Origin of the sequence: Aquitalea denitrificans, from assembly GCF_009856625.1 — a bacterium.
Classification (GTDB): Bacteria; Pseudomonadota; Gammaproteobacteria; order Burkholderiales; family Chromobacteriaceae; genus Aquitalea; species Aquitalea denitrificans.
Window position 1 is genome coordinate 1812007 of the sequence record NZ_CP047241.1, and the last position, 25484, is coordinate 1837490.

24 protein-coding genes are annotated in these 25484 nt (G+C 58.1%); 15 read left to right on the plus strand and 9 right to left on the minus strand.

The window, feature by feature from the left end:
• Nucleotides 1-3: 3 nt before the first annotated feature.
• From GSR16_RS08205 to GSR16_RS08230, 6 genes are all read left to right on the plus strand, one after another.
• The gene (locus GSR16_RS08205; protein ID WP_205677521.1) at nucleotides 4-528 is read left to right on the plus strand and encodes a serine O-acetyltransferase; all 525 of its coding nucleotides are present in this window, start codon (nucleotides 4-6) and stop codon (nucleotides 526-528) included.
• Between the two features lies 1 nt (nucleotide 529).
• A complete protein-coding gene (locus GSR16_RS08210; RefSeq protein ID WP_159876278.1) occupies nucleotides 530-1813 on the plus strand; it encodes an endo-1,4-beta-xylanase in 1284 nt (427 codons plus the stop codon).
• A gap of 26 nt (nucleotides 1814-1839) precedes the next feature.
• Nucleotides 1840-3003, plus strand: coding sequence for a glycosyltransferase family 4 protein (locus GSR16_RS08215; protein ID WP_159876280.1), 1164 nt, complete (start codon nucleotides 1840-1842; stop codon nucleotides 3001-3003).
• Nucleotides 3000-4094: a glycosyltransferase family 4 protein gene (locus GSR16_RS08220; protein WP_159876282.1), complete on the plus strand. Its 1095-nt coding sequence runs from the start codon at nucleotides 3000-3002 to the stop codon at nucleotides 4092-4094. Before GSR16_RS08215 ends, GSR16_RS08220 begins: the two co-directional genes overlap by 4 nt.
• A gap of 48 nt (nucleotides 4095-4142) precedes the next feature.
• Complete coding sequence (locus GSR16_RS08225; RefSeq protein WP_159876284.1) at nucleotides 4143-5456, plus strand: nucleotide sugar dehydrogenase; 1314 nt, start codon at nucleotides 4143-4145, stop codon at nucleotides 5454-5456.
• Between the two features lie 80 nt (nucleotides 5457-5536).
• A complete protein-coding gene (locus GSR16_RS08230) occupies nucleotides 5537-6529 on the plus strand; it encodes an acyltransferase (protein ID WP_159876286.1) in 993 nt (330 codons plus the stop codon).
• Nucleotides 6530-6634: 105 nt separating this feature from the next.
• On the opposite strand, the gene GSR16_RS08235 is transcribed toward GSR16_RS08230, so the two are convergent.
• The 3 genes from GSR16_RS08235 to GSR16_RS08245 form a co-directional block, all read right to left on the minus strand.
• Complete coding sequence (locus GSR16_RS08235; RefSeq protein ID WP_159876288.1) at nucleotides 6635-7270, minus strand: phosphatase PAP2 family protein; 636 nt, start codon at nucleotides 7268-7270, stop codon at nucleotides 6635-6637.
• 203 nt (nucleotides 7271-7473) lie between these two features.
• Entirely contained in the window at nucleotides 7474-8340 is an 867-nt protein-coding gene (gene galU / locus GSR16_RS08240) for a UTP--glucose-1-phosphate uridylyltransferase GalU (protein ID WP_159876290.1), read from the minus strand.
• 162 nt (nucleotides 8341-8502) lie between these two features.
• The gene (locus GSR16_RS08245; protein ID WP_159876292.1) at nucleotides 8503-9996 is read right to left on the minus strand and encodes a hypothetical protein; all 1494 of its coding nucleotides are present in this window, start codon (nucleotides 9994-9996) and stop codon (nucleotides 8503-8505) included.
• Nucleotides 9997-10757: 761 nt separating this feature from the next.
• On the opposite strand from GSR16_RS08245, the gene GSR16_RS21320 reads away from it, so the two are divergent.
• Both GSR16_RS21320 and GSR16_RS08255 read left to right on the plus strand, forming a co-directional pair.
• On the plus strand, nucleotides 10758-11861 hold the full coding sequence (locus GSR16_RS21320) for a methyl-accepting chemotaxis protein (protein ID WP_159876294.1): 1104 nt from the start codon (nucleotides 10758-10760) through the stop codon (nucleotides 11859-11861).
• A gap of 36 nt (nucleotides 11862-11897) precedes the next feature.
• The gene (locus tag GSR16_RS08255) at nucleotides 11898-12527 is read left to right on the plus strand and encodes an SAM-dependent methyltransferase (protein ID WP_159876296.1); all 630 of its coding nucleotides are present in this window, start codon (nucleotides 11898-11900) and stop codon (nucleotides 12525-12527) included.
• A gap of 100 nt (nucleotides 12528-12627) precedes the next feature.
• On the opposite strand, the gene GSR16_RS08260 is transcribed toward GSR16_RS08255, so the two are convergent.
• Nucleotides 12628-13989, minus strand: a complete 1362-nt coding sequence (locus GSR16_RS08260; RefSeq protein ID WP_159876298.1) for a sigma-54 interaction domain-containing protein — start codon at nucleotides 13987-13989, stop codon at nucleotides 12628-12630.
• 173 nt (nucleotides 13990-14162) lie between these two features.
• Between GSR16_RS08260 and cydP the strand changes: the two genes are divergently transcribed.
• From cydP to cydX, 4 genes are read left to right on the plus strand one after another with little or no spacing between them, the layout of a single operon-like run.
• Nucleotides 14163-14354, plus strand: coding sequence for a cytochrome oxidase putative small subunit CydP (cydP, locus tag GSR16_RS08265; RefSeq protein ID WP_159876300.1), 192 nt, complete (start codon nucleotides 14163-14165; stop codon nucleotides 14352-14354).
• Nucleotides 14344-15894 carry a cytochrome ubiquinol oxidase subunit I gene (locus GSR16_RS08270; protein ID WP_159876302.1) on the plus strand — a complete coding sequence of 517 codons (1551 nt, stop codon included), beginning with the start codon at nucleotides 14344-14346 and terminating at the stop codon, nucleotides 15892-15894. The genes cydP and GSR16_RS08270 overlap by 11 nt, the downstream gene beginning before the upstream one ends.
• A gap of 9 nt (nucleotides 15895-15903) precedes the next feature.
• Nucleotides 15904-17043, plus strand: a complete 1140-nt coding sequence (cydB, locus tag GSR16_RS08275) for a cytochrome d ubiquinol oxidase subunit II (RefSeq protein WP_205677522.1) — start codon at nucleotides 15904-15906, stop codon at nucleotides 17041-17043.
• A 12-nt stretch (nucleotides 17044-17055) separates the two neighbouring features.
• A complete protein-coding gene (cydX, locus tag GSR16_RS08280) occupies nucleotides 17056-17157 on the plus strand; it encodes a cytochrome bd-I oxidase subunit CydX (protein WP_159876304.1) in 102 nt (33 codons plus the stop codon).
• Nucleotides 17158-17176: 19 nt separating this feature from the next.
• Here cydX and GSR16_RS08285 read toward each other — a convergent pair whose 3' ends face one another.
• The gene (locus tag GSR16_RS08285) at nucleotides 17177-18085 is read right to left on the minus strand and encodes a LysR family transcriptional regulator (RefSeq protein ID WP_159876306.1); all 909 of its coding nucleotides are present in this window, start codon (nucleotides 18083-18085) and stop codon (nucleotides 17177-17179) included.
• 140 nt (nucleotides 18086-18225) lie between these two features.
• On the opposite strand from GSR16_RS08285, the gene GSR16_RS08290 reads away from it, so the two are divergent.
• Nucleotides 18226-18972 (plus strand): SDR family oxidoreductase, encoded by a 747-nt coding sequence (locus GSR16_RS08290; protein WP_159876308.1) that lies wholly within the window; start codon nucleotides 18226-18228, stop codon nucleotides 18970-18972.
• 22 nt (nucleotides 18973-18994) lie between these two features.
• On the opposite strand, the gene GSR16_RS08295 is transcribed toward GSR16_RS08290, so the two are convergent.
• Together GSR16_RS08295 and GSR16_RS08300 are read right to left on the minus strand one after the other, a co-directional pair.
• Complete coding sequence (locus GSR16_RS08295; protein WP_159876310.1) at nucleotides 18995-19507, minus strand: diheme cytochrome c; 513 nt, start codon at nucleotides 19505-19507, stop codon at nucleotides 18995-18997.
• A gap of 5 nt (nucleotides 19508-19512) precedes the next feature.
• On the minus strand, nucleotides 19513-19917 hold the full coding sequence (locus GSR16_RS08300) for a DUF1924 domain-containing protein (protein ID WP_159876312.1): 405 nt from the start codon (nucleotides 19915-19917) through the stop codon (nucleotides 19513-19515).
• Nucleotides 19918-20081: 164 nt separating this feature from the next.
• Here GSR16_RS08300 and GSR16_RS08305 point away from each other — a divergent pair, with 164 nt between their 5' ends.
• Both GSR16_RS08305 and GSR16_RS08310 read left to right on the plus strand, forming a co-directional pair.
• Complete coding sequence (locus GSR16_RS08305; protein WP_159876314.1) at nucleotides 20082-20951, plus strand: 2Fe-2S iron-sulfur cluster binding domain-containing protein; 870 nt, start codon at nucleotides 20082-20084, stop codon at nucleotides 20949-20951.
• 9 nt (nucleotides 20952-20960) lie between these two features.
• A complete protein-coding gene (locus GSR16_RS08310) occupies nucleotides 20961-23252 on the plus strand; it encodes a heavy metal translocating P-type ATPase (RefSeq protein ID WP_240902631.1) in 2292 nt (763 codons plus the stop codon).
• Nucleotides 23253-23259: 7 nt separating this feature from the next.
• On the opposite strand, the gene dkgB is transcribed toward GSR16_RS08310, so the two are convergent.
• The gene (gene dkgB, locus GSR16_RS08315) at nucleotides 23260-24066 is read right to left on the minus strand and encodes a 2,5-didehydrogluconate reductase DkgB (RefSeq protein WP_159876316.1); all 807 of its coding nucleotides are present in this window, start codon (nucleotides 24064-24066) and stop codon (nucleotides 23260-23262) included.
• 61 nt (nucleotides 24067-24127) lie between these two features.
• Nucleotides 24128-25354, minus strand: a complete 1227-nt coding sequence (locus tag GSR16_RS08320) for an MFS transporter (RefSeq protein ID WP_159876318.1) — start codon at nucleotides 25352-25354, stop codon at nucleotides 24128-24130.
• Nucleotides 25355-25484 lie beyond the last annotated feature (130 nt).

The following is a 25484-nucleotide window of genomic DNA, read 5'->3' on the forward strand; positions in this document are numbered from 1 at the left end:
TCCATGGGTGTGAGAAATGGTTGGATAGATCATTTTTTTAATGATAGATGGCGTTATGTTCGTTTGTTGCGGCAGTCTGAGTACAATCATAATATTGGTTGTTTCTTTTTGATTCGTATTTTTGTTGAAATCCGCCGCAGAAGATTAGGGCGGTTGCTGGGCTACTCCATCCCCTTGAATGCGTTCGGGCCCGGTTTGGCATTGCCGCATCGTGGAGATATTGTAGTAAATAGCTATGCGCGGATTGGTCCTAATTGTCGCATTCATATTGGTACTAATATCGGCACTCAAATAGGTACATTGGATGATGTTCCGGTAATAGGGCGTAATTGTTATATTGGTCCCGGTGCCAAGCTTTATGGAAAAATTGTTATTGGCGATAATGTTATTATTGGTGCAAATGCAGTTGTTAATAAAAGCTTTCCAGAGGGGAATTGCACGATTGCAGGTATTCCGGCTCGTGTCATATCTGAAAAATCAACGGTGGGTTTGTTTAGCTGTGGTTATGAAGAGTCCGGAAAGGAATGACATGAAACGTTTGCTGGTGTGCGGCTGGTTTGTTTGGATGTCGGTAATGTCGTCTGCGGCATTTTCCAACAATATATTTTTCTTTGGCCAGCATGTTTTTTACCCGGATTCCTATTCGGCAATCTCCAGTTTTGCCTTTGATGGCATCCGTATCTGGGGCAATCCCAAGACGTTGTGGCGCGACGTGGAGCCACGGCAGGATGTTTATGATTTTTCAGTGCTGGACCAGCATGTGCGTCTGGCTGAAACCCGTGGCATGAACGTGATGTATACCCTGGGCCAGACCCCGGTCTGGGCCAGTGCACGTCCGACAGAGCTGGGCAGTTTCGGTCTGGGGGCAGCTGCCGAGCCGGTACGGATGAGCGACTGGTCCGCTTATGTCGGCACGGTGGCAAGACGCTACCGGGGCCGGATTACTGCCTACGAGGTAATGAACGAGCCGCGTATCGGTGAGGCGATAAAGATGTATTCGCCCGGTTTCTTTTCTGGCAGTACCGCACAATTGGTCCGCATGACCGAGCTGGCGGCGCAGGCCATTCATGCGGCCGACCCGCAGGCCCTGGTGGTGTGTCCGGCCATGGATGGCTCTGACCTTGGTATCAAGCGCCTGGATTATTTCCTGTCACAGGGCGGGGGCCGCAGTTGCGATGTGATTGGCTTCCACTTTTATCTGAAAACCGGCTCCATCAACGAGTTCACCTCCTTGTTGTCGCAAATCCGCCAGATGCTGGTGCGCTATAAGCTGCAGGACAAGCCGGTATGGAATACCGAGATGGGCGTGCTGGTGGGTTCCTCCGGCAATCAGGTGCGGGCGGGTGCTGTTGGAAGCGCGCTGGACAAGGTGTACAGCGATGACGAAGCGGCCAGCCTGATGTTGAAAGTGCAGGTGGCATCCAGCAATGGCGGGGTGGCACGTACTTACTGGTTTGCCCATGATTCTTCGTCTATGGGCAGTACCTTGCCCAACAAGAAGGCTGGCCAGCTCAATGGCCTGGGCGAAGCCTATGCCAATGCCAAGATCTGGTTTTCCAAGGGGCGGAAGGTACGTGGCTGCTCCTTGTCAGACAGCCAGGCCAATTGTGCGGTCTACGAGGGAAATTACCTGGTGGGCCGCGTGGTGTGGGGTATTCCGCTGGTGCCGGTTGAATGGCTGACGGCCAACCCCATGCTGGGGAAAGTCCATTTGTTGAATGGCCAGACAATCAATATGAGTTCCAGCAGAACCGAGACGCTGAGTGCCTTGACACGCAATTTTGCTGACCCAGTGTTTATCAGCATTGACTGATGCCAATAGCCAGATCCGAGGTTTGCATGAAAGTCACCATTTTTCAGTATCGCCTGTTTCACTACCGCACCAAGCTGTTCGAGCTGATGCGGGTTAAATGTGCCCAGCGGGGCATCCGGCTGGATGTGGTCTATGGCCAGCCTTACCGGGATGAAATCAAGAAAAAGGATACCGGCCGGCTGGATTGGGCCATTCCGGTAAAAAACACTTACTTTCCGATCAAGGAAAAAAAGGATATTTGCTGGCAACCGGCCCCCGCCGTGGTGCAGGACGCCGATCTGTTTGTGTTCATGCATGAGAACCGCCTGCTGGCCAATTATTACTGGCTGTTGCGGCGACGCCTTGGCCGCTCGCCTCGGGTGGCGTTCTGGGGGCATGGCAAGGACTTCCAGTCCAATGCACCAGGCGGTCTGCGCGAGCGCTGGAAGGAAAAAACCCTGCGCTGGCCGGACTGGTGGTTTGGTTACACCCAGCATACGCGGCAGATTGTGGAAGGCTCAGGCTTTCCGCCCGGGCAGATTACCGTGCTCAACAATGCCATCGACAATGTCGAGTTCAAGGAACAGCTCTACATGGTGAGCGAGGCGGATATTGCCCGTCAGCGGGATGAACTGGGGCTGGATGCCGGTGATTTTGTCGGCATTTACTGTGGTTCGCTCTATCCGGACAAGCGGCTGGACCAGCTGTTTGAAATTGCCGACCGTCTGCAGCAGCGGGCAGCACACTTCCGCCTGCTGATTGTCGGTTCCGGCGCACAACAACCCTATGTCGAGCAGATGTGCGCTACGCGGCCCTGGATTCGCTTTGTCGGCCCGCGTCATGGTGCCGGCAAGGCGGTGCTGTTTCGCCTGGCGGCGCTTACCCTGTGTCCGGGTGCGGTGGGGCTGAACATTCTGGATGCCTTTATCGCCGGTGTGCCGCTGATCACCATGGCGGGTGCCAAGCATGGGCCGGAAATCTGCTTTCTGCGCAATGGCGTGGATGGCTGGCTGATCGGGGATGCGATCGATGAGTATGTCAGCCGCGTCTTACGGCTGATGGATACCCCGATGGAGCTGCAGCAGATGCAGCAAATGGCCTTGCAGGCGGGGGAGATTTATACCGTGGAAAACATGGCTGACAATTTTGTCGAGGGGATTACGCGCTGCCTGAATGCCGCGACCCCGGCCCAGGGAGGAGTGATGGCATGAAGGTAGGCATTATCGGTTTGCGGGGTATTCCCGATGTGCAGGGTGGTGTGGAACGCCATGTCGAATCGCTTGCGCCCCTGCTGGTGGCGGCCGGGCATGAGGTGACTGTCTATGCGCGCGCACCCTATATGGCGGATTTCGACAGCCCGGCCTGGCGCGGTGTGAAGATCTGCAAGGTGTGGTCGCCGCAGCACAAATTTACCGAAACCCTGCTGCACACTTTTCTGGCTATCTGGGTGGCATTTTTCCAGCGTCAACAGCTAGTGCACATTCACGCTATCGGTCCGGCTTTTTTTGCTCCGCTGGCCCGCTTGTTGGGCATGAAGGTGGTGATGACCCACCACGGCCAGGACTATGCGCGACAGAAATGGGGCAGGGGGGCCAAGGCCTTTTTGCGCCTGTCGGAGTTTTTGGGGGTGAAGTGTGCCAGCAAAGTGATTGTCATTTCGCATGGCTTGCAAGACCTGGTGCAGAACACTCTGTCCCGGCAGGCCAAGCTGATTCCTAACGGTGTGACCGGCTTTGCCACCGATGCGATTCGCCCGGCCGATGTGGAGCAACTGGGCTTGCAGCCTTACCGCTACATCCTGCATGTCAGTCGCTTTGTGCCGGAGAAACGGCATCACGACCTGATTGATGCGTTTCAGCAGGCCGCCTTGCCCGGCTGGAAGCTGGTTTTCGCCGGCGAGGCAGACCATGCGGATGACTATTCTCGCTCGGTGTTGGAGCGTGCCAGTGAGCAGGTCGTGTTTCTGGGACGACAAAATGCCCAGCAACTGGCCTACCTGTATGCCTATAGCGGCGTTTTTGTGCTGCCTTCATCGCATGAAGGCCTGCCGATTGCCTTGCTCGAAGCACTCAGTCTGGCCGCGCCGGTGATTGTCAGCGATATCCCGCCGCATCTGGAGCTGTCCTTGCCGGAGAAGTGCTATTTCCCACTGGGCGATACCGCGCAGCTTGCTGCCCGTCTACAGCAGTATGCAGCAGAAGACTTGTCGCAACGCTGGAACGATTCGGCCCGCTGGGTAAAACAGAATTACGACTGGCCAGCCATTGCAGAGAAAACCTCTGCCGTATACCTGGCCGCGTGATGTGATTGAGAACAACAACAAGTCATTTCAATATTTCAGGATGATTTCATGACGACAAAAAAAGACGTGCTTCTTGGACGAATCGCGGACAAATCCGCCGTTATCGGCATTGTCGGCCTGGGCTATGTCGGCCTGCCGCTGATGCTGCGTTTTGCCGAAGTGGGCTACAAGGTACTGGGCTTTGACATCGACCAGAGCAAGGTCGATGCCCTGACTGCTGGTAAAAGCTATATCGAGCATATCAGCGCCGACAGCATTGCCACCGCGCTGGAACGCGGCTTTGAAGCCACCACCGATTTTTCCCGCGCGCCGGAAGCCGACACCCTGATTCTGTGTGTGCCGACCCCGCTGAACAAATACCGCGAACCGGACCTGAGCTTCGTGCTGGACACCATGGACAGCCTGGTGCCCTACCTGCGCGAAGGCCATCTGGTATCGCTGGAATCCACCACCTACCCGGGCACCACCGACGAAGAACTGCTGCCGCGCATGGAATCCCGCGGCTTCAAGGTGGGCGAGAATGCCTTCCTGGTGTTCTCGCCGGAGCGTGAAGATCCGGGCAACCCCAATTTCACCACCCGCACCATTCCCAAGGTATGCGGCGGCTACAGCCCGGCCTGCCAGGAAATCGGCGTGGCGCTGTACAGCGCGGTGATCGACAAGGTGGTGCCGGTATCCTCCACCCGCGCCGCGGAAATGACCAAGCTGCTGGAAAACATCCACCGTGCGGTGAATATCGGTCTGGTCAACGAAATGAAGATCGTGGCCGACAAGATGGGCATCGACATTCACGAAGTGATCCGCGCTGCCGCCACCAAGCCTTTCGGCTTCGTGCCCTACTATCCGGGCCCGGGCCTGGGCGGCCACTGCATTCCGATCGACCCGTTCTACCTCACCTGGAAAGCGCGTGAATACGGCGTGAACACCCGTTTCATCGAGCTGGCCGGTGAAGTCAACAGCGCCATGCCCGATTATGTGGTCTCCAAAGTGGCCGCTGCGCTGAATCTGCGCAAGAAGGCCATCAACGGCAGCCGCGTGCTGGTGCTGGGTATTGCCTACAAGAAGAACGTGGACGATATGCGCGAAAGCCCGTCGGTATTCCTGATGGAAAAACTGCGCGACCTGGGCGCGGACGTGTCCTACAGCGACCCGCACGTGCCGGTCTTCCCCAAGATGCGCGAGCACCATTTCGCGCTGTCCAGCGTGGCGCTGGATGCGGCTACCATTGCCAGCTACGACTGCGTGCTGCTGGCCACCGACCATGACAAGTTCGATTACACGCTGCTGAAGCAACATGCCCAGCTGATTGTCGACAGCCGTGGCAAGTATCTGGACCCCGCCGACCACATCGTCAAGGCCTGATGTAATGGGAAGAGTGCTGCCTAGCTATTGATGGCTTGGCAGCATTTGGGTTTTTACTGAGGAAGTCCGACACGGTAGCCATGGTGGAACGAGACAGAAAGATTGAGTGTTTACGTGTTGCCGCGGCATTTGCCGTTGTGATGCTTCATACCTCAGCAGGATATCTGGTAAAGATTCATGACGCTGGTCGCATGGTGTGGTGGGTTGCTAATTTTTATGATGCAATTTCCAGATGGGCTGTACCTGTATTTTTATTGATATCAGGCTCACTTTTGCTTGATGGTCCTGGGTCGATTTTTCTGTTTTATCGGAAGCGGTTTGTCAGAGTTTTGGTGCCGTTGGTATTTTGGACTGTTTTTTATTTGTCTATCCGTTTTTTTGTTTTTAAAAATATACAGTCTCAAGATGTGCTTGCCACATTAATGCAAGGTGTGCCGTATGTGCACTTGTGGTACTTGTATATGTTGGTTGGTTTGTATTTGTTTGTTCCGTTTTTGAAAACGCTAGTACAAAATCTGGATGAAAAATCTGGATTGTTACTGGTGTTTTTGCTGTGCCTTTTGTCTTCTGTGAACTTGTTTTTGGGCGAAAATCCAAAATTATTTCTGATTAAGTTTATTCCGTTTCTTGGCTTTTTTATTGGTGGGTATTTTTTGCGAGGAATGGTCCTGCCTTTTTCCCAGAAATTTTTGATTGGGATGTTGGTTTTTTTTGGTTTGATTGTCTTTGGTGGTGCGGGAGTGGCAATGTATTTTTACGGAGATCAAGGTCTGGCCTTGATCTATGACTATCAGAGCCCTGCGGTGGTGTGTTTTTCTTTTTTGATTTTTATTCTCTCAAAGCAGCTTGATTTTAATTTGCCTTGTGCTGCTTCGCTATCTGAGTGCTCATTTGGTATTTACTTGGTACATCCGATTTTTTTGATAATTGCAGGGAAATTGTTTTCCATTAGTCATGCAGGTGCTGTTTTTTTTCTGATTCCATTGCTTTCGCTTGTGGTTTTTCTTGTTTCGTGGTGTGTGGTAATGTTTTTGAGAAAATACTTGATTGGAAGGCGTATCGTTGGTGGTTAGTCGTAATGGTTTTATTTTTCTGGCGTGGGGTTGGTTGCGGTGCTATTTGCAGCTTGATATCTATTGATGTGGCTGATATCTCAGTTGGGCCAACAATTTTGTTGGCTAATTGAGTGGAAGTGGCTTGTTAAGCTGGGTACTGCTGTTGTGAAGCATTGATCTATCAAATGGTTTGTTGTGCTGAGCCATGTGTAAGGCAATCCGGGTAATGATGTCCTGGCCTGGGGCTTTTTGGCCGAATTGCTGGCCGGTGATCAGGAAAAACAGGCCAAGCAGTACCATTCCGGCGGCTTTGGAGTAGGTGTCCTTACCGTGCCGGATAAAGCTTGTGCTGACCAGTGCACCGCACAGAAAACCGGTGGCAACTTCCGATAGCGAGTGAGCCTGGATAACCAGTCGGGAGTAGCCGATGCCCGCCGCCATCAGGATGCCGACAAGCGCAGCAAGGTGAGACCAGCGCGGTGAGAATGCCTGAGTCAGCAGGTAGAGCAGGACGGGCAGGGTGGCGGTGGCCAGCATGGTATGGCCGCTGATGCCGGTGAAGTCGAAATCCCGATTGCCGATTCCCCAGCCGATAAAGGCGATCTTGCTGATGGCAACCAGCAGGCCGGCGCTGCCAAATGCCAGTAGCCAATGCAGGCCACTGGCAAATTTTTTCTGGGCCAGCAGCCAGATGGCGATGCCCATGGCCAGTGGCAACATGACTGCCAGGTCTCCCAGATTGGTAAATCTGTTCCACATCGGATGTTTGCTTCCTGTTGAGGGGTGAGGTGGGGGAAGTCTTCGACTGAAATGATGCTGCCGCCGGAGTGTATCGTGACGAAGCCTGTTTCGTCTGAGGCTGATGGTGGAAAGTTCCAGGCACTGATGCGCTGCATTGTCGTGCGAGCAGACAAAAAGAAACCCCGGAGCGTGTTTGCGTTCCGGGGTGCTGATCGGTTGGATCAGAGACTGATGGTTTTCAGGAAATTGCTGAATTCCTGGCCGGTTTCCGGATGCTTGGTACCGTAGTTGATGGTGGCTTTGAGGTAGCCCAGCTTGGTGCCGCAGTCATAGCGCACGCCCTTGAAGGGGTGGGCAATCACGGTTTCATCCTTCAGCAGCGCGGCAATGCCGTCGGTCAGCTGGATTTCGCCGCCCACGCCGCTGCTGACATTTACCAGCTTGTCGAAAATGCGTGGCGACAGGATGTAGCGTCCTACCACGGCCAGGGTGGACGGGGCCACGTCCGGATGGGGTTTTTCCACGATATTGAAGATATGTTGCTGACCGTTTTTCGGCTCCACATCCACAATGCCGTAGGACGCGGTATGTTCCCGCGCCACGGTTTCCACACCCAGCACCGAGGCACCGGTTTCCTGGTAAACCTTCACCATCTGTTCGATAGCGCCCGGTTCACCGTCGATCAGGTCATCGGCCAGAATCACGGCAAATGGTTCGTCGCCTACTACCGGCTTGGCGCATAGTACCGCGTGGCCCAGACCTAGCGCTTCGGATTGGCGGATATAAATGCAGCTGACATTGGCCGGCAGGATTTGTTGAACCGTTTCCAGCAGTTTCTTTTTGTTTTTATATTCCAGTTCGGTTTCCAGCTCATAAGCTTTGTCGAAATGATCTTCAATCGAGCGTTTGTTACGGCCGGTGATGAAAATTAGCTCGGTAATCCCTGCTGCAATGGCTTCTTCCACTGCATATTGAATCAGCGGTTTGTCCACAACAGGCAGCATTTCCTTGGGGCTGGCCTTGGTTGCCGGTAAAAAACGGGTGCCGAGACCTGCTACGGGGAATACTGCCTTGGTGATTTTTTTCATGATCCCTCTTGTTTGATCAGGATAAACGATTGATGTGCAGATTATATATAAAGCAGGCTGTGCTGTGGTGGCATTTCCTGCATATTATTTTTTTTGATATTATTTTTTAACATTGTCATTGCTGTTATTTATTTGCAATGACATTAAAATATTTATAAAAATTTACAGCGCACGCTGAAATTCCATTGCCTGGTACAGGGCGGTTTGCATATGTACGCGGGTTACTTTTACCTTGTGCTCGCCACGACGATCGCGCAGACGGAATTCCCGGCACAGTGCAAAGGGCTGGCCTGGGATGATGAGCAGGTTGGATATCTGGTCACCCTGGCTGGCATGCAGGCGCAATGCGGGCTGAAAAACCTCATGCGGGCTGGTTACCATGGGCATGACATCAACGGCTTCCGGGTCGTTGCCGATGAGTTCGGCACCGCAGGACACTTCGTTGGCGTGTTCGGATACTGCAGTCCAGCGCACGGCGTAGAGCGATGGTGTGTGATGGGCAAGCTTGTCGGCTACCAGCAGCAGTTCGCCGATGCGCAACGACTGATGGCCGGGGTTGCCGCGCAGCAGCAGCCCGCTATCACTCTTGTTCAATGCCTGGAAGATGGAAATGTGCGAGCGCTGGGGTTTGTAGTCCAGTTTGCCACGCAAGGGCAAGCGATCCATATTGCTGCCCAGAACCTGGCGGATGGCACGCATCTGGGCAATCAGTGACATGGATTGCAGGACAGTGTGCCGATTGTGTCGCCGCCGCTTGGGCGCAGTCCATGTTTCCGCCAGCTTTTGTGCCACGATCACGGCCAGTGCGCGATTGGGTCTGCCTCCGGCCCCGTCTGTTGCGCCATATTGCAGCAGCTCGGTAATCACCATGCCCAGATCAAATGCCAGGCAGTGTTCGTCCCGCTGCAGGCTGGCGGTATACAGCAGAAACTGCGGCGGGCTGCCGCGGGTGAGGTCGAGCAGGTAGATATGCCCGGCATTGGCCGGTTCTTGCTGTTGCAGCTTGCATAGTTCCACCTTGTCGGCCAGAAGTCCGGTTAGCTGAATCGTGGTTTCGATTTCCGCCCCGGACATGTGCTTGCCGTCGGTAATGCCCAGCAACTGCAGGTGTTGGTAGCCAGTCAGTATGGTCATGCCAGATGAAATCTGTTGCCTCTGCCAGCCTTGTTGTAATGCGGTGTAATACAGATAGTGGGTAGTCAGCCAGTAGCTGGCATTCAAATCCACATGGCAGCGTAGTGCAAAGCAGGCGTAGCGCTGGGCGATATCCAGTGCCAGGGTCAGCTCCTGCTGGGCCCGGCGTCGCCATGACAGCAGCGGGCGCGTATTCAGGGTGGTTTTCAGTAATTGCTGCACCCCTTCCAGTTGCTGGGCAAGCACTTTGCTGCCCATGCGTGCCAGGCGCAGAGCCGCGTGGTTGCAGGCATTCTCGCCAAATTGCTCTTCCAGTTGCTGCAGCCACTGACTGCTGTGCTCAAATAGCTGGCGTTGCAGCCCCAGCCGTAATGAGGGGGTGTGCTCGTTTTGCTGGATGAAGGCCTGGATTTCAAGCAGCTGTTCGCCACTGCCGTACGGATTGGCCGCGGGCAGTCGTTCCAGCCAGCTGCGGACTATTTTCTGATTCTGATTGTTGCCGATTGCAGTATTCAGACGCATAGGGGTCAATCCGGTTTTCTGTGTGTGGGCGACAGCAGCTTTGATGACCCCTGATGTATCTGCCAGGCGTGCAGGGTGCAAGCTTGCTTTTTATTTCAGGTGCTCAAGAAAAACAGCAAAGGCATAAAGGACGGCAGTGTTGCCGACGGTGTTGCGAAGCTTGCTGATTTTAATAAATACAGTGGGAGGTGACGATACGCATAACCACCTAGGTGATTAATTTATTAAGATTTGCATTTAAAATAAATAATCAATTTTAAATCAGTAAACAATTAACCCTATCTTGATCAGGAGTTTGTCCAGCAGGGACGGCAAGAATAGTGGCTTGTCTGTAATTGGTATTGCTTGCTGCACTATAGGTAATTCTTTTGTTTTATCAATGGCTGGCCGAGGGTTGATCTGACTTTGGGGCTGGTCTGGATTTGGCTGATTATCTGTGGCGCGCAGTATTGCTTGGCTTAAAGATATTTGGTTGTGGCGGTTGTGGCGGTTGTGGCGGTTGTGGCGCAGTTGGTCTGCCGGAAGTTGGCTGGGCTTGGTGAGGTGTGGCGTTTTATGCGGCTGACTAAAGTATCGTAATGCGATACTATTGCACTGGATTGACTCCGCCGTGCTTCGTGCCCGGTTCTGGCGGGCTGCTACTCGGTACTTGAGTGATGGGGCTGTGCAGCAATAATATGTATTTCAGATGAATCTTAAAGAGCGGCCTGGCATTCTGCCTGCAGCGGTCGGGCGGCTCGTTTTCTGGTAAAGGTAGCGTCATGTTTGGCTTCAAGACAAAGCAGGATCTGGAACAGGCTCGGCAGGAGAATCAACAGCTACTTGATAAGAATCAGTCACTTGCCATGGAGGTTGATTCGCTGCGTCAACAGTTGGCTGCTGCGGGCGAGCGTGAGCGCAGCCTTGTTGAGCGCCAGCAGTTGCTGGATGGCGTAACAGGAAACTTCCCCCGTTTCGGTGACTCGCTGGATGGCATGCGGGCATCGTTCTCCGGCTTGTCGTCCTTGCTTAATGAGGAAGCCGAGGCTGCCCAGGCAACGGCGGCCGAGTCCGATACCAACCGGCGTGCTTTCGAAAAGATCGCCAGTGATTTGCAGGATATGCAACAGCGAATTGGCAGTGCAGGGGAGAAAGTGGAGGGCTTGTCACGCCGTGCCGGCCAGATTGGTGGCATTGTGCAGCTGATTAAGGAAATTGCCGAGCAAACCAATTTGCTGGCGCTCAATGCCGCCATTGAGGCCGCACGGGCCGGTGAGGCCGGGCGTGGTTTTGCCGTGGTGGCCGATGAGGTGCGCAAGCTGGCCGAGCGTACGGCCAAGGCCACCACCGAGATCAGTGGTCTGGTCAGTGGCATACAACTGGAAACCAGTCAGGCGCGTGAAGTGATGGAAATGGGGGCGGGCAATGCTGCCAGCCAGAGCGCGGAAAGCATGGCGGCAATGCAGAGCATGCAGCATTTGCTTGGACTGTCGGTGCACATGCAACAACGCATCGCCGCATCGTCACGGCTGGCTAACGTTGAGCTGGCCAATCTGGAAGAACTGATGCTCAAGCTGGAGGTGTACAAGACCTTGCTCGGTCTGTCCGGCATGCAGCCGGGGGATGTCCCGGACGAAACACAATGCCGTCTGGGGCGCTGGTATTACCAGGGAGAAGGGCGTGCCGCCTTTGCCAATCTGCCGAGCTATCGGGCCATGGAGCTGCCGCACAAGGCGGTGCATGATCATGCCCGTGCTGCGGTAAGCAGCTATCGCAGTGGCAATATGGATGCGGCGCTGGCTGCGCTGGTGGCCATGGAAGAGGCCAATATGACGGTGATGGCTGGCATGGCCGGCATGTTGGTGACGGATCGGGAAGCGGCCTGAGTCGGTGCCACCTTGGGTTTGATGGAGGGGTCTGAAATGACGACAGCGGCAGACTGGGAACGGAGATATCAGGAGGCTGGTGCGGAATATCTGTTTGGTACCACACCCAATCAGTATCTGGCCAGCAAGAAGGCCGGTTTCCATGCCGGGCAGCGTGCCATCTGTCTGGCTGATGGCGAGGGACGGAATTCCGTCTGGCTGGCGGGGCTTGGTTTGCGGGTTACCGCCGTAGAGGCCTCCGCCACGGCACGGAAAAAGGCTGTGCAACTGGCGGCGTCACGGCAGCTGGATGTTGATTTTTACCAGCATGACATGCTGGACGATGCATGGCCGCCGACTGCGTTGCAGGGCTGTCATGACTGGGTGGTGGCCATTTTCATGCAGTTTGCCAGGCCCGCTCAAAGAGACAAGCAGTTTGCCGACATGATGCGACTGTGCCGGCCAGGCGGGCGGCTGCTTTTGCTGGGCTATACCCCGGCCCAGCTGGCTTTGGGCACGGGTGGCCCGTCCGAGATCGACCAGCTTTACACGCTGGATTTGCTGCGTGCGGCTTTTGCCGGTTGCCAGATTGAAGAGCTGCTTGAATTTCAGGCCGAGCTGCAGGAAGGCTTGCGGCATCAGGGCCGCTCGGCGCTGATTGGCATGATTGCCCGCCTGCCTGACTAAGCCTACCAGCTGGCCCTGGCGTGCCGGCTGCATGCAGGCCGTCTGGCTGGAACGGAGTTTGCTAGTAGGCTGCACCCAAGGTTGTAGTTTTGGCCCCCGTCTATGTGGCGGGGGTTTTCTTTTCCAGCGCCGCCAGATAACGGTATAGCGTGCGCTCGGTCATTTGCAGCCGTTCGGCCAGCGCCCTGCGGCTTAGCCCGCTGTGTACGACGGCCCATTGCAGATAAGCAGCTTCTACCTCTGCCAGCGCACGCAGTGTCGAGCAAAATTGCTGCTCCGTGCTGGTGCTGGTGCTGGTGCCGCTTGGGGGAACTGGCGTTGGCGTGCCGGGCCATGGCTCGCTCAACAGGTGCTCCAGCGTGATGGTGTCACCGTCACTCAGCAGGCTGGCGCGCTCCAGCAGATTGCGCAGTTCGCGGATATTCCCCTGAAAAGGCTGTTGCAACAGCCACTGCCAGGCAGAGGCTTCCAGTTGCAGCGGGCGGCCCGGTGCCACGCGCTCCAGCAGGGCGGTGGCCAGCAGCGGGATGTCCTCGCGCCGCTCCCGCAATGGCGGCAAGCGGATGGGAAACACCGCTAGGCGATAGAACAGGTCGGCACGGAAGCTGCCCTCGGCCACCATGGCTTCCAGATTGCGATGGGTGGCGGCAATCAGGCGGAAATTGGCCGGTATGCTGCTGATGCCGCCTACGCGGCGGAAGCTGCCGGATTCCAGCAGGCGCAGCAGCTTGACCTGCTGCGACAGTGGCAAGTCACCGATCTCATCCAGAAACAGCGTGCCGCCATGCGCCGCCTCCACCAGGCCCTGCTTGCGTTGCTGTGCGCCGGTAAACGCCCCTTTCTCGTAACCGAACAGTTCGCTCTCCAGCAGGGTTTCAGTCAGGCTGGCGCAATCCACGGCAATGAAGGGACGCTTGCCGGGACCGCCATTCTGGTGGATGGCACGCGCCAGTCCTTCCTTGCCGGTGCCGGATTCTCCCACCAGCAGCACGGCCGCGTGTGAAGGGGCGGCCCGCTGCGCCAGCAACAGCATGCTGCGAAAGGCCGGGCTGCGGCCCACCATCTTGTCCGGGGCGGGCTGGCTGCTGGCCTGCGGCAGCGGTGTCATTTTTTCGATGAACAGGTGGCGGTGGCCGCTGATGTCGGCCAGCGGCATCAGCTCCACATCCACATGTTCGTCGCCGTGGGCGGTGCGGTGGATATGCAGCACCCGCTCCGGCTGGCCGCTGGCCAGCGTCATCTGCAGGGGGCAGGATTCACCCTCTTCATTGCAGGGCCTGCTGTAACCATGCGACACCGCATAGCAGCGCCGCCCGGTCACTTCCTTGCCGTACATCGCCTGGTATGAAGGATTGGCATGCAGGATGTCGAACTGTTCGGTAATGACGATGCGTGGTTCGTCCAGTTCATCCAGCATGCGGCTGATGGTTTCCAGGCTGGCTTCATTTGTCAGGGGTGACATGGTGTTTTTTTGTCATGACAGAAATGACATGTTAGCGCAGAAATGTCCGGAAATCAGGGCGAAACAAGGGTTTTGCCGCTGGCATGACACTTGCAATCAGGATGCTAGGGATGTGCCGCTACCGGCAATGGCCGGCCATGCCTGGACCGCACCCCATTACAGAGAGCCAGCCCATGAAGAAGACACCGCGCAAGCTGAGCCGCGAACTGGCCTGGATCATCGGCATCAAGGTAGTGCTGTTGCTGATTATCTGGAAAGCCTTTGTTGCACCCAATCATGTACATGTCGATGCCGCCAGCGTGGCAGACAATATGCTGGATGCGGCACAGGCCAGCCAACACCTGGAGAAAAACAATGCTAGATAATGTCGTCGACCTGTCGCGACTGCAGTTTGCCGTGACGGCGCTTTACCACTTTTTGTTTGTCCCGCTCACCATCGGCATGGTGTGGTTGCTGGTGATCATGGAGTCCGTGTGGGTGATGACCGGCAAGCAGGTGTATCAGGACATGACCCGTTTCTGGGGCAAGCTGTTCGGCATCAACTTTGTGCTGGGGGTGACCACCGGCATCACCATGGAATTCCAGTTCGGCACCAACTGGGCGTATTACTCCCACTATGTGGGGGATATTTTTGGCGCGCCGCTGGCCATCGAGGCGCTGATGGCGTTTTTCCTTGAGTCCACCATGATCGGCCTGTTCTTCTTTGGCTGGAACCGCCTGTCACGCAAACAGCACCTGCTGGCCACCATCCTGATGGCCATCGGCACCAATCTGTCGGCCTTGTGGATCCTGATTGCCAACGGCTGGATGCAGAACCCGGTGGGGGCTGAGTTCAACTACCAGACCATGCGCATGGAAATGACCGACTTTGCCGCTGTGCTGCTCAATCCGGATGCCCAGGCCAAGTTCGTGCACACCGTGAGTGCCGGCTATGTCACCGGAGCCATGTTTGTACTGTCCATTTCCAGCTGGTATCTGCTGCGCGGGCGTAATGTGGAGTTTGCCCGCAAGAGCTTCCGCATTGCCGCGGCCTTTGGTTTTGCCAGCGTGTGTTCGGTGATTGTGCTGGGTGATGAGTCCGGCTACACCGTGGGCGAGGCACAGCAGACCAAGCTGGCCGCCATCGAAGCCATGTGGCATACCGAGCCGGCCCCGGCATCGTTCAACCTGCTGGCCTGGCCGAACGAGGCGCGCATGGAAAACGACTGGCAGGTGAGCATTCCCTGGGTGATGGGCCTGATTGGCACCCGCTCTGTCAGCAAGCAGATTCCCGGCATCCACGAAATCATGGCGCAAAACCGCTTGCGCATTCAGTCCGGCATGCTGGCGGTGCAGGCGCTGGAAACCCTGCGGCGCAATCGCAACGACAGTGCTGCCCTGAAGGTGCTGGAAGCCCGCAAGCAGGATCTGGGCTTTGGCCTGCTGCTGAAGAAGTACACCGCCGATGTGGCAGCGGCGACCCCGCAGATGATTGATGCTGCCGCGCGGGACACCATTCCGCGCGTGGCACCGATGTTCTGGTCCTTCCGGCTGATGGTGGGCATGGGCATGGCCATGTTGTTGCTGTTTGGCTGGGCCTTCTGGGCTTCGCTCAAGGGCAATTTCCAGCATCGGCCCCGCTTGCTGAAACTGGCTTTGTGCTGCCTGCCGCTGCCGTGGTTGTCCTGCGAACTGGGCTGGATCGTGGCCGAATATGGCCGCCAGCCGTGGACCATCTATGGCGTGTTGCCCACCCGGTTGTCGGTGTCCACCTTGTCGGTGGAGTCGCTGTATGGCTCGCTGGCCGGTTTTATCGGCTTTTATACGGTGTTGCTGGTGGTGGAAATGATGTTGATGGTGCGTTTTGCCCGTCAGGGGCCGGGCAGTCTGGGGACTGGCCGCTACGACAATGAAACCGCTCACTGAGGAACAATCATGCTGGATTATGCAAGTTTGAAGGTGATCTGGTGGCTGCTGGTCGGCGTGTTGCTGGTCGGTTTTGCCATCATGGATGGTCACGATATGGGCGTGGGTACGCTGCTGCCCTTCGTCGGCAGGGACGATACCGAGCGTCGGGTGGTGATCAATACCGTCGGCCCGCACTGGGATGGCAATCAGGTATGGTTCATCACCGGCGGCGGGGCGATTTTCGCCGCTTGGCCGCTGGTGTATGCCACCGCGTTCTCCGGGTTTTACTGGGCCATGCTGCTGGTGCTATGGGCGCTGTTTTTCCGCCCGGTGGGCTTTGATTACCGCAGCAAGATAGACAACCCCACCTGGCGCTCGGTATGGGACTGGGGCCTGTTTGTCGGGGGAACGGTGCCGCCGCTGATCTTTGGCGTGGCTTTTGGCAATCTGCTGCAGGGGGTGCCATTTAATTTTGACAGCAATCTGGTATCCACTTATGAGGGCAGTTTCTGGGGCCTGCTCAACCCCTTTGCCTTGCTGTGCGGCGTGGTATCCAGCGCCATGATCACCTTTCATGGCGGGGTGTATCTGGCGCACCGTACCGAGGGTGCTATCCAGCAGCGTGCGCAGCGCTGGGTAAGGGCCAGCGGCCTGATCTGGCTGGCCGGCTTTACCATGGCCGGCATCTGGCTGGCACTGGGCATTGATGGCTATGTAATTACCTCGGTGGTACAGCCGGAAGCACTGCCGGACCCGCTGGCCAAGACCGTCAGCCGCGCCGCCGGAGCCTGGCTGGGAAATTACCAGCATTGGCCCTTGACCATGCTGCTGCCTGCCATCGCTTACCTGGGCTGCATTACCGCCATGCTGCTGCTGCGCGGCGGGCGCAGTTTTGCCGCCTTCTGGGCATCGGCATTGGGCCTGAGCGGGGTGATTGCCACTGCGGGTGTCAGCATGTTTCCCTTCATCATGCCTTCATCCAGCCATCCGGCCTCCAGTCTTACGGTGTGGGACAGCGTATCCAGTCAGCTGACACTAGGCCTGATGCTGGGGGTCACACTGATATTCATGCCGCTGATCATCCTGTACACGCGCTGGGCCTACCGGGTGATGGCCGGCAAGGTAACGGCTGCCTATGTGCGTGAAAACAATCACAGTGCGTATTGAAAGGAGAACGATATGTGGTATTTCGCATGGGTGTTGGGTATCGGTTTTGCCGTATCACTGGGTATTCTGAATGCCTTGTGGGGTGAGTACGAGGAGGAGCGCAAGCTGCTTTAGTACTGCTGGATTGGTCTGTTCAGCAGAAAAAGAAGCTGCTCTGGGCAAAGCTTTGCAGCAACTGGTCATATACCACGCGGATGCGCGCCGGCACCGGTCCGCGCTGTGGGCGATACAGATTGAGGTTCCACGGCGCAGGTTGCAGGGCTGGCAGCAGGGCTTGCAGCCTGCCGGCTTTGATCAGCGGAATGGCCAGAAACCCAGCCAGCTGGCCGATGCCGATGCCACTTTCCACGGCGGCGCATTCGGCGCGTACGTCAGTGGCCATGAAGACCGGTGATGGAGGATGCCATTGCTGGCCACCGGCAAAAAACCATGGCCAGGGTTTGCCGGTGTTCGGGTCCAGGCTAACCGTGACCGGCAGCCTCTCCAGTGTTTCCAGTGAATCCGGCACGCCGCAGCGCGCCAGCAGTGCCGGGCTGGCAACAATGAAAAACGGCACTGGGGCCACGACGCGGGCAATGAAGCGGCTATCGTGCATGAAGCCAACCCGCAGGCCGATGTCAATCTGCTCGTCCACCACGTTGCTCATTTCATCTGTCAGACGCAAGTCAAGGCGCAGGCCGGGATGCTGCTGCAGCAAGCTGGCCAGTGCCGGTACCAGATGACTTTCTCCCAGCGCTGCCGGTGCGGTGATGCGAACCAGACCGCTGACATCATTTTCCGCCTGCGCCTGGCGCTGGCTGAACAGCGCGTCGATATCCTGCACCTTGCGTCTGGCATCCATGGCCAGTGCCGCGCCAAAGTCGGTGATGTGGCAGTGACGGGTATTGCGGTGAAACAGCAATTCTCCCTGCAGTTGTTCCAGTTCCTTGATGGCGCGGGTTACGGCCTGTGGCGAAATGCCAAGCCGCTGTGCCGCCTCCTTGAAATTGCCGCAGTCGGCGGCGGTGCAAAAAATGCGTAGCATTTCCAGACGATTGAGCATGGGCTTCCTCCGCGAGTCTTTATCCACATTATTCCATTTAATGGAATTGTGAAGTGGTAACAATTTCATTTATTGCCGTAGTGACAGGCGGAATACTTGAGCCATTCACGGGATGGACCCGTCAATCAGCGGAGAGTGCAATGCAGCAGGAAATCAAGGATAAGGTGGTGGTGATTACCGGTGCCAGCAGTGGTCTGGGCGAGGCAACTGCGCGCCATCTGGCGGCACTAGGGGCGCGGGTGGTGCTGGGAGCCCGGCGGGTAGAGCGATTGGAGGTCATTGCGTCTGACATCCGTCGCAGCGGTGGTCAGGTGGTGTACGCCGGTACTGATGTTACCCGGCTGGCAGATGTGCAGGCCCTGGTGGCTGCCGGGCGTGAGGCCTTTGGCCGCATCGACGTCATCGTCAACAATGCCGGCCTGATGGCGATTGCGCCGCTGCAGCAGCTGCGCAGCGACGAATGGGACCGCATGATAGACATCAACATCAAGGGCGTGCTGTATGGCATTGCCGCCGTGCTGCCGCTGTTCGAGCAGCAGGGTGGTGGGCATGTGATCAACATCTCCTCGGTGGCCGGGCTGAAAGTGTATGCGCCAGGCGGCACGGTGTATTCCGGTACCAAGTTTGCCGTGCGTGCCATTTCCGAGGGCTTGCGCCAGGAAATGGCCGGCAAAGTGCGTGTGACTTCCATCGAACCCGGTGCGGTACAGAGCGAGCTGCCGCTGGGTTCCGGCGATGCTGCCAGCCGTGCGGAAGTGGAAGCCTTCTACCAGCAGCAGGCCATTCCGGCCGATGCCGTGGCGCAGGCCATTGCCTATGCCATCGGGCAGCCCGCAGCGGTTGCCATCAACGAAGTGGTGCTGCGCCCCACGGTGCAGGATTTCTGACTACTTGCCGCAGGGGCGTGGTTTAGCGGGGAATTCTGACACCGTCTTCATCAAAGTCGCCGCGTGCGGCACCGCTGTGGCAGGCCTGGCAGTTGGATGCGCTGCCGATGGATTTGCGCTTCCATACTGCCGGGCTGATTTCATCGTGCTTGCGGATGAACCAGCCGCTGCGGCTGATACGTGGCGGTTCGCCCGCTGTTGGCGGCTCTGCCGCGCCACGCCTGCTGGCTGCTGCCGTGGCAAGATAGCTGCGGATTACTTTTTCGTCCTCCGCAGTCAGGGTGGCGTTGACGCCGTAATGATTCTTCAGCGTGTCCATCTGCTTCTTCCAGGCCGTGGCGGGCAGCAGCCCGGGCGGATAGGCCATGTGGCAGCTGCCGCACTCGGTTTTCCAGACCGCCGGTGCCTGAGCCAGGGAGCGGCTTGTCTGTTTGGGGTGTTTTTCGCGGTTTTGGTGTTCTCCGTCTTCGGCCCACAGCGTGGCGCTTGCACCGGCAAGCAGGAGCAGGGCAGTCAGCAGCATAGGTTTTTTCATGGTGTTCATCCTTGTTTCAGGCTGCTCAGAAAAGTAAGGAAGTCGCCTTTTTCCTGTGCCGTGCATTCCCGTTTGAAAACATCATCACAATTGCGGCGAAACCATTTCTCCACCTTTTTTGCATCCGTGAAACGAGATGGCGTAATGACGGGTGCCATGGCATCAATCGGACGGAAGGCAGGCGTCTTGCCGGGCTGGCGCGGGTCGGCGGTATGGCAGGTGGCACAGCTCATTTTCTTGCCGCCTTGCACGGTTTCCCGGTAGTACAAGCTTTTGCCGCGCTCGGCAGAAAACCCGGCAAATCCGCTATTGGCCTGCTTTGCCTGGCCAGCATAGTCGCTGATGATGGCCGGGCTTGCCATGACTGCCCCGCTGGCCATCAGCAGGGTCAGGATCATCCATGGGCGCATTGTTCGCTCTCCTGTATTGAACACAGGCTGATGTTAGTTTTACCGGCTTAAGCAGCGCTTAACGCGTGTGGTGGAAACAATGGCACCACGGTAAGCGGTTTAATTGCGCATTAAGCATCCCGCCGCATGATGCGGGCCTGTTCCAGGCTGATGGGAGAGGCGATATGGGTTTCAGGATGTTTCACTGGGTGATGGCTGCGGTTTTCCTGTTGGCCTATCTGAGCGGAGAGAATGCCGGCCTGCTACATGCCTGGCTGGGATATGGCTGTCTGTTGCTGTTGGGCTGGCGCGTGTGGGCGGCATGGTCGCGCAGAAAGGGTTTTCCTGCTGGCGTGAATCTGGCGCGCCTGCGTAGTAGCGGGCAGTGGAGCAGGGGCCTTACCCTTGGCCTGCTGAGTGTCATGGCGCTGCTGGTGTCAAGCGGCGTGCTGATGGTGGATAACGCGGCGGTGATCAGTCATGGCCTGCAGTGGCTGATGCCGCAGCCTGGTGCCGAAGCGCTGGGGAGACTGTTTGCTGGTTTGCCCTTGGTGGATGCCGCCGATGTCCACGCCATGCTGGCAAAACTGAGCTTGTGGCTGATTGGCCTGCATATAGGCTTGTTGCTGTTGTTTCGCCGCCCGGCAGTGGGTTTCATGCTGGGCTTGTCCAGGCGGAAGCGTGTTGAAACCAGTCCGCCCAGGATGGCAGCGTCCCCCGCACCGCAGCCGGAGTCTCCGCTTGACGGTGCCCGGTTGCAGGTACGGTTGTACGGCACCAGCCACCAGCTCTTGCTGCCCGCTGGTCATCGTCTGCTGGATGCGATGGAGCAGCATGGGTTGCAGCCGCCCTGTCGTTGCCGGGCCGGCATGTGTGGTGCATGTCGATGCAAGGTGGCGCAGGGCAAGGTCGTCATGCACAATAATCTTGTGCTATCTCAAGAAGAAATCGACGATGGCTGGATATTGGCCTGTCAGGCAGAAGCAGACGCGCCTCTGCTGGACATCAGCTTTGACCATGCCGCCAGCCCGGTGGCATCTCCTCATGATCACTAGGTTTCCCAGGTGAAAAAAAACCAGAACCTGCTTTATGCGGTCTTGCTGTCCTCTCCACTGCTGGCCTTGCTGGCATGGGCGCTACAGCGCATGTCCGGCCTGAGCATGCCGGTGGATGTCATGCTGGCGGCATCGGCCATGCCGGCCGTGCTGCTGCTGTTGCTGGATTCATGGCGTGCCATCCGGCAGCGCGATGTCGGGGTTGATCTGCTGGCGCTGTTGTCAATTGCCGGTTCTCTGGCGCTGGATCAGCCACTGACGGCGGCCATCATCGCGGCGATGACCGCCAGCGGTCGCTGGCTGGACAGCTATGCCGCCGGGCGTGCCGAGCGCGAGATGTCCGGCCTGCTGGCCCGTGCACCTCGCCATGCCAACCGGGTGGAAGCCAATGGCCTGCAGCGGGTTGCGTTGGAGGAGGTAAGGGTTGGCGACCGGCTGCTGGTGAAGGCCGGTGAAACCGTGCCGGTAGATGGCCGGTTGCTGGATGACGCCGCCTTGCTGGACGAGTCGGCCCTTACCGGTGAAGCCAAGCCGGTTGCACATCAAACCGGCGCACTGTTGCGCAGTGGCACGCTGAATGCCGCGGCTGCTTTCAGCATGACGGCAACCACCACGGCCGCACAAAGCACCTTCAGTGGCATCGTGAAACTGGTGTCCGAGGCCAGCCAGGCGCGGGCACCGCTTACCCGCATGGCTGACCGTTATGCGCTGTGGTTCATCCCTTTGGCATTGGGTCTGGCCGGCCTTGCCTGGCTGCTAAGCCAGGACCCGCTACGGGCGCTGGCCGTCCTGGTGGTGGCCACGCCTTGTCCGCTAGTGCTGGCCGTGCCAGTGGCCATGCTGTCGGGCATCTCCCGCTGTGCCAGCCGAGGCGTACTGGTAAAGGGCGGGGCCGTGCTGGAGGCGCTGGATCGTGCCACGCTGCTGTTTTTTGACAAGACCGGCACCCTGACTGGTGGCAAGGCCAAGCTGGTTGCCATTCACCCGGCGGTGGCCATTGCGCCCGCCGAGGTGCTGCGCTTGGCGGCAGCACTGGATCAGATGTCCTGCAATGTGATTGCCACCGCTGTGTTGCAGGCGGCACTGGATCAGGGCGAAACCGGTCTGCCCATGCCGCAGCAACTGGAAGAAACACCAGGGGCCGGCTTGAGTGGCATGCTGGATGGTCATCGGCTGGTGTTGGGTAGCCATGCCTTTGTGGCCGGACAGCTCAAGGCCATGCCCGCCTGGGCAACGACATTGCAGGCACGTCTGGATATCGAGGGGGCCAGTGCGGTGTTTGTTGCGCGTGATGGCGAATTGCTGGGTGTACTGGAAATGTCGGACCAGCTGCGGCTGGAAACCCCGCGCGCCCTGCGCATGTTGCGCCGTAGCGGAATCAGGCAGATCAGCATGCTGTCCGGTGATCGGCAGGATGTGGCGGAAGCCATCGGCCATGGTATCGGCGTGGACCGGATTTATGCCGGGCTACAGCCACAGGATAAGCTGCGTCAGCTGCAGCAGGCCGCCAGCCTGGGGGTCACCATCATGGTGGGGGATGGTGTAAACGATGCGCCGGCGCTCAGTGCCGCCGGTGTCGGCGTGGCAATGGGCGGGCAGGGGGCTGCTGCAGCGGCCGAGAGTGCGGGAGTCGTCTTGCTGAACGACAGGCTGGACCGGCTGGCCGAGGCGGTGATGACCGCACATCGAACCATGGCGATTGCCCGGCAAAGCGTGATGGCCGGCATGGGCCTGTCTTTGCTGGCGATGCTGGCGGCTGCCATTGGCTATCTGCCGCCGGTTGCCGGGGCCGTGTTGCAGGAGCTGATTGATGTTGCCGTCATCCTGAATGCCCTGCGGGCGCTCGCACCGCATCCGGCACTACTGCAGACCCGGCCTTTGACAACGGATGCCGCGCAGCAACTGAATGACGAGCATGCAAAGCTGCATCCTCTGCTGCAGCAGCTGTCGGCACTGGCGCGCGGCCTGCCGCAACTGCAGCATGCCCAGCAGCTGGAGGAGCTGGCACGGCTGGATGCCATGCTGACCCAGCAGCTGCTACCGCATGAAAAAATGGAAGAGCAGCATGTCTACCCGGCCATGGCGCAGGTGCTGGGCGGTGAGGACCCGCTGGCTGCGCTGAGCCGCAGCCATCAGGAAATTTTCAAGCTCTCCCGCAAGCTGGCCATGCAGATAGCCACCTTGCCCCGGCCTGCATCACAGCTGGAAATACTGGAGTTGCAACGCACGCTGTACAGCCTGGATACGGTGTTGCAACTGCATTTTGCCCAGGAAGACGAGCTGTATCAGAGCATGAGCTGATGCGGCCTCAGTCCCAGTCCGGGGCCAGACCGGCGGGGTTCACCTCGCGGCCATTACGCTCCAGGCTGGCAATGGCGGCCATGTCCTCGGCGCTCAGGCGCAGCTGCATTGCCTGCAGATTGCTGGCCAGGTTTTCGCGGCGGGTGGATGAAGGAATGACGGAATAACCCAGCTGCATGGCCCAGGCCAATGCCACCTGGGCAACCGTGGCCTGATGGCGGCGGGCAATGTCGGCCAGTAGCGGATCGCCCAGCACTTTGCCATAGGCCAGGGTCATGTAGGAGGTGACGTGGATGCCTGCATCCTGCAGGAAGCCGGCCAGTTTGCGGTTTTGCAGATAGGGACTCAGTTCGATCTGATTGGTGGCGATGGCCTGTTGGCCAACGGCAGCAATGGCCTGTCGGGTGAGATCGATATTGAAGTTGGACACGCCGATACGACGCGTCAGCCCCTGTTGCTGCGCCCGGGCCAGTGCCGTCATGCACTCTTCCACGGCAATGCCGTGCTCGGGTGCCGGCCAGTGGATGAGCGTCAGGTTCACGTGGTCTGTTCGCAGCTTGTCCAGGCTTTGCATCAGGCTGGGTAGCAGCTTGTCCGCGGACATATGCTCCACCCAGATCTTGGTAGTGAGAAACAGCTGGTCGCGGGCGATGCCGGATGCGGCAATGGCCTGTCCTACTTCGGCTTCGTTGTCATAGATCTGCGCAGTGTCGATGGTGCGGTAGCCCAGTTCGAGGGCGGTGCTGACCGAATCGATGACCTGCTGGCCTTGCAGGCGGAAAGTGCCGAGGCCGAAGGCGGGAATCTTGTTCATGGTGTGTGCTCCATGGTGAGTAAATGGGGTGGCTGGCGGGGCGGTTGCCCCGGCATGAAAATCAGGATTTGACCTGGCAGGTTTCGGTGCGTGCGCCCTGTGCTGCCTGCCGTTGCCGGGCCAGTTGGGCCAGCACCAGCAGCAGGCCCGCGCCTGCGATCAACGCGCCGACAATCGGGACAGCTGCATAGCCCAGCCCTGTCGAGATGGCGGCACCACCGGCAGCGGCCCCCAGCGCATTACCCAGGTTGAATGCACCGACATTGACCGAGGACGCCAGCCCGGGTGCTTCTGCAGCAGCCCGCATCACCCGCATCTGCAATGGAGGCACCACGGCAAAGGTGGCAATGCCCCATACCACGATGGCAAAGGCAGCTCCGCCATGGCTTTGCGCCAGCTGCGGGAAAGCCAGCATGATGGCAACCAGCAGGGTAAGAAAGACGATCAGGCTGCCGTTGAGCGTGCGGTCGGCCAGCCGGCCACCGGCCAGATTGCCGATCGAGAAACCGACTCCCACCAGCACCAGCATGGCTGTGACAAAGCCGGGTGTGGCTCCGGTCAGCTGTTGCAGCGTCGGCGCGATATAGGTGTAGAGCGTGAACATGCCACCAGAACCCAGCACGGTCGTGGCCATGGCCGTCAGTACCTGCGGGCGGGTCAGCACCTTCAGCTCACGTCTTACCTGCGGTGCCTGTCCGGCCTCGCCACGCGGCAAGGCAAGCCGCAGGGTCAGCATGGTGATTAGTCCCAGCACGGCAGTGGCGGCAAACGACATCCGCCAGCCTATGGCCTGCCCCAGCCAGGTGGCAGCCGGTACGCCGCCGATATTGGCGATGGTCAGTCCCATAAACATGGTGGCAACGGCGCTGGCCTGTTTGTGGCGCGGCACCACGCTGGCCGCCACCAGTGAACCCAGTCCGAAAAATGCACCGTGATTGAGACTGGTCACCAGGCGGGCCAGCAGCAGTGTGGTGTAGTCGGTTGACACGGCGGACAGCAGATTACCCACGGTGAAAATGCTCATCAGTACAATCAGGGCCCGGCGGCGCGGCCAGTGCGACAGCAAGATGGTCATCAGCGGTGCACCCAGCATCACGCCAATGGCGTAGGCGGTGATCAGCATGCCGGCAGCCGGAATGGATGCATGCACGCCCTGCGCAATGACCGGCAGCAGGCCCATGGGCGAGAACTCGGTGGTGCCGATGCTGAATGCACCCATGGCCAGTGCCAGCAAAGACAGCCAGGCCTTGTCGCTACTGGACGGCACAGTGTTTGCTATCGGGCTCATTGCTGCCCCTCCGGGTGCTGGGTGTGTTGTGGTAGCGCTCGCTCAGTGCTGTCGGGAATGGCGAGGTTGATGACATAAGGGGTGGGTGTGGGCATGTGGCTGCTTTCCTGGTTGCTGGCGGCATTGCCCA

What these genes read in the sequence shown, in the direction of transcription:
- GSR16_RS08205 (WP_205677521.1), top strand. Translation starts at nt 4, where the DNA reads ATGGGTGTGAGAAATGGTTGGATAGATCATTTTTTTAATGATAGATGG.
- GSR16_RS08210 (WP_159876278.1), top strand. Translation starts at nt 530, where the DNA reads ATGAAACGTTTGCTGGTGTGCGGCTGGTTTGTTTGGATGTCGGTAATG.
- GSR16_RS08215 (WP_159876280.1), top strand. Translation starts at nt 1,840, where the DNA reads ATGAAAGTCACCATTTTTCAGTATCGCCTGTTTCACTACCGCACCAAG.
- GSR16_RS08220 (WP_159876282.1), top strand. Translation starts at nt 3,000, where the DNA reads ATGAAGGTAGGCATTATCGGTTTGCGGGGTATTCCCGATGTGCAGGGT.
- GSR16_RS08225 (WP_159876284.1), top strand. Translation starts at nt 4,143, where the DNA reads ATGACGACAAAAAAAGACGTGCTTCTTGGACGAATCGCGGACAAATCC.
- GSR16_RS08230 (WP_159876286.1), top strand. Translation starts at nt 5,537, where the DNA reads ATGGTGGAACGAGACAGAAAGATTGAGTGTTTACGTGTTGCCGCGGCA.
- GSR16_RS08235 (WP_159876288.1), bottom strand. Translation starts at nt 7,270, where the DNA reads ATGTGGAACAGATTTACCAATCTGGGAGACCTGGCAGTCATGTTGCCA.
- galU (WP_159876290.1), bottom strand. Translation starts at nt 8,340, where the DNA reads ATGAAAAAAATCACCAAGGCAGTATTCCCCGTAGCAGGTCTCGGCACC.
- GSR16_RS08245 (WP_159876292.1), bottom strand. Translation starts at nt 9,996, where the DNA reads ATGCGTCTGAATACTGCAATCGGCAACAATCAGAATCAGAAAATAGTC.
- GSR16_RS21320 (WP_159876294.1), top strand. Translation starts at nt 10,758, where the DNA reads ATGTTTGGCTTCAAGACAAAGCAGGATCTGGAACAGGCTCGGCAGGAG.
- GSR16_RS08255 (WP_159876296.1), top strand. Translation starts at nt 11,898, where the DNA reads ATGACGACAGCGGCAGACTGGGAACGGAGATATCAGGAGGCTGGTGCG.
- GSR16_RS08260 (WP_159876298.1), bottom strand. Translation starts at nt 13,989, where the DNA reads ATGTCACCCCTGACAAATGAAGCCAGCCTGGAAACCATCAGCCGCATG.
- cydP (WP_159876300.1), top strand. Translation starts at nt 14,163, where the DNA reads ATGAAGAAGACACCGCGCAAGCTGAGCCGCGAACTGGCCTGGATCATC.
- GSR16_RS08270 (WP_159876302.1), top strand. Translation starts at nt 14,344, where the DNA reads ATGCTAGATAATGTCGTCGACCTGTCGCGACTGCAGTTTGCCGTGACG.
- cydB (WP_205677522.1), top strand. Translation starts at nt 15,904, where the DNA reads ATGCTGGATTATGCAAGTTTGAAGGTGATCTGGTGGCTGCTGGTCGGC.
- cydX (WP_159876304.1), top strand. Translation starts at nt 17,056, where the DNA reads ATGTGGTATTTCGCATGGGTGTTGGGTATCGGTTTTGCCGTATCACTG.
- GSR16_RS08285 (WP_159876306.1), bottom strand. Translation starts at nt 18,085, where the DNA reads ATGCTCAATCGTCTGGAAATGCTACGCATTTTTTGCACCGCCGCCGAC.
- GSR16_RS08290 (WP_159876308.1), top strand. Translation starts at nt 18,226, where the DNA reads ATGCAGCAGGAAATCAAGGATAAGGTGGTGGTGATTACCGGTGCCAGC.
- GSR16_RS08295 (WP_159876310.1), bottom strand. Translation starts at nt 19,507, where the DNA reads ATGAAAAAACCTATGCTGCTGACTGCCCTGCTCCTGCTTGCCGGTGCA.
- GSR16_RS08300 (WP_159876312.1), bottom strand. Translation starts at nt 19,917, where the DNA reads ATGCGCCCATGGATGATCCTGACCCTGCTGATGGCCAGCGGGGCAGTC.
- GSR16_RS08305 (WP_159876314.1), top strand. Translation starts at nt 20,082, where the DNA reads ATGGGTTTCAGGATGTTTCACTGGGTGATGGCTGCGGTTTTCCTGTTG.
- dkgB (WP_159876316.1), bottom strand. Translation starts at nt 24,066, where the DNA reads ATGAACAAGATTCCCGCCTTCGGCCTCGGCACTTTCCGCCTGCAAGGC.
- GSR16_RS08320 (WP_159876318.1), bottom strand. Translation starts at nt 25,354, where the DNA reads ATGAGCCCGATAGCAAACACTGTGCCGTCCAGTAGCGACAAGGCCTGG.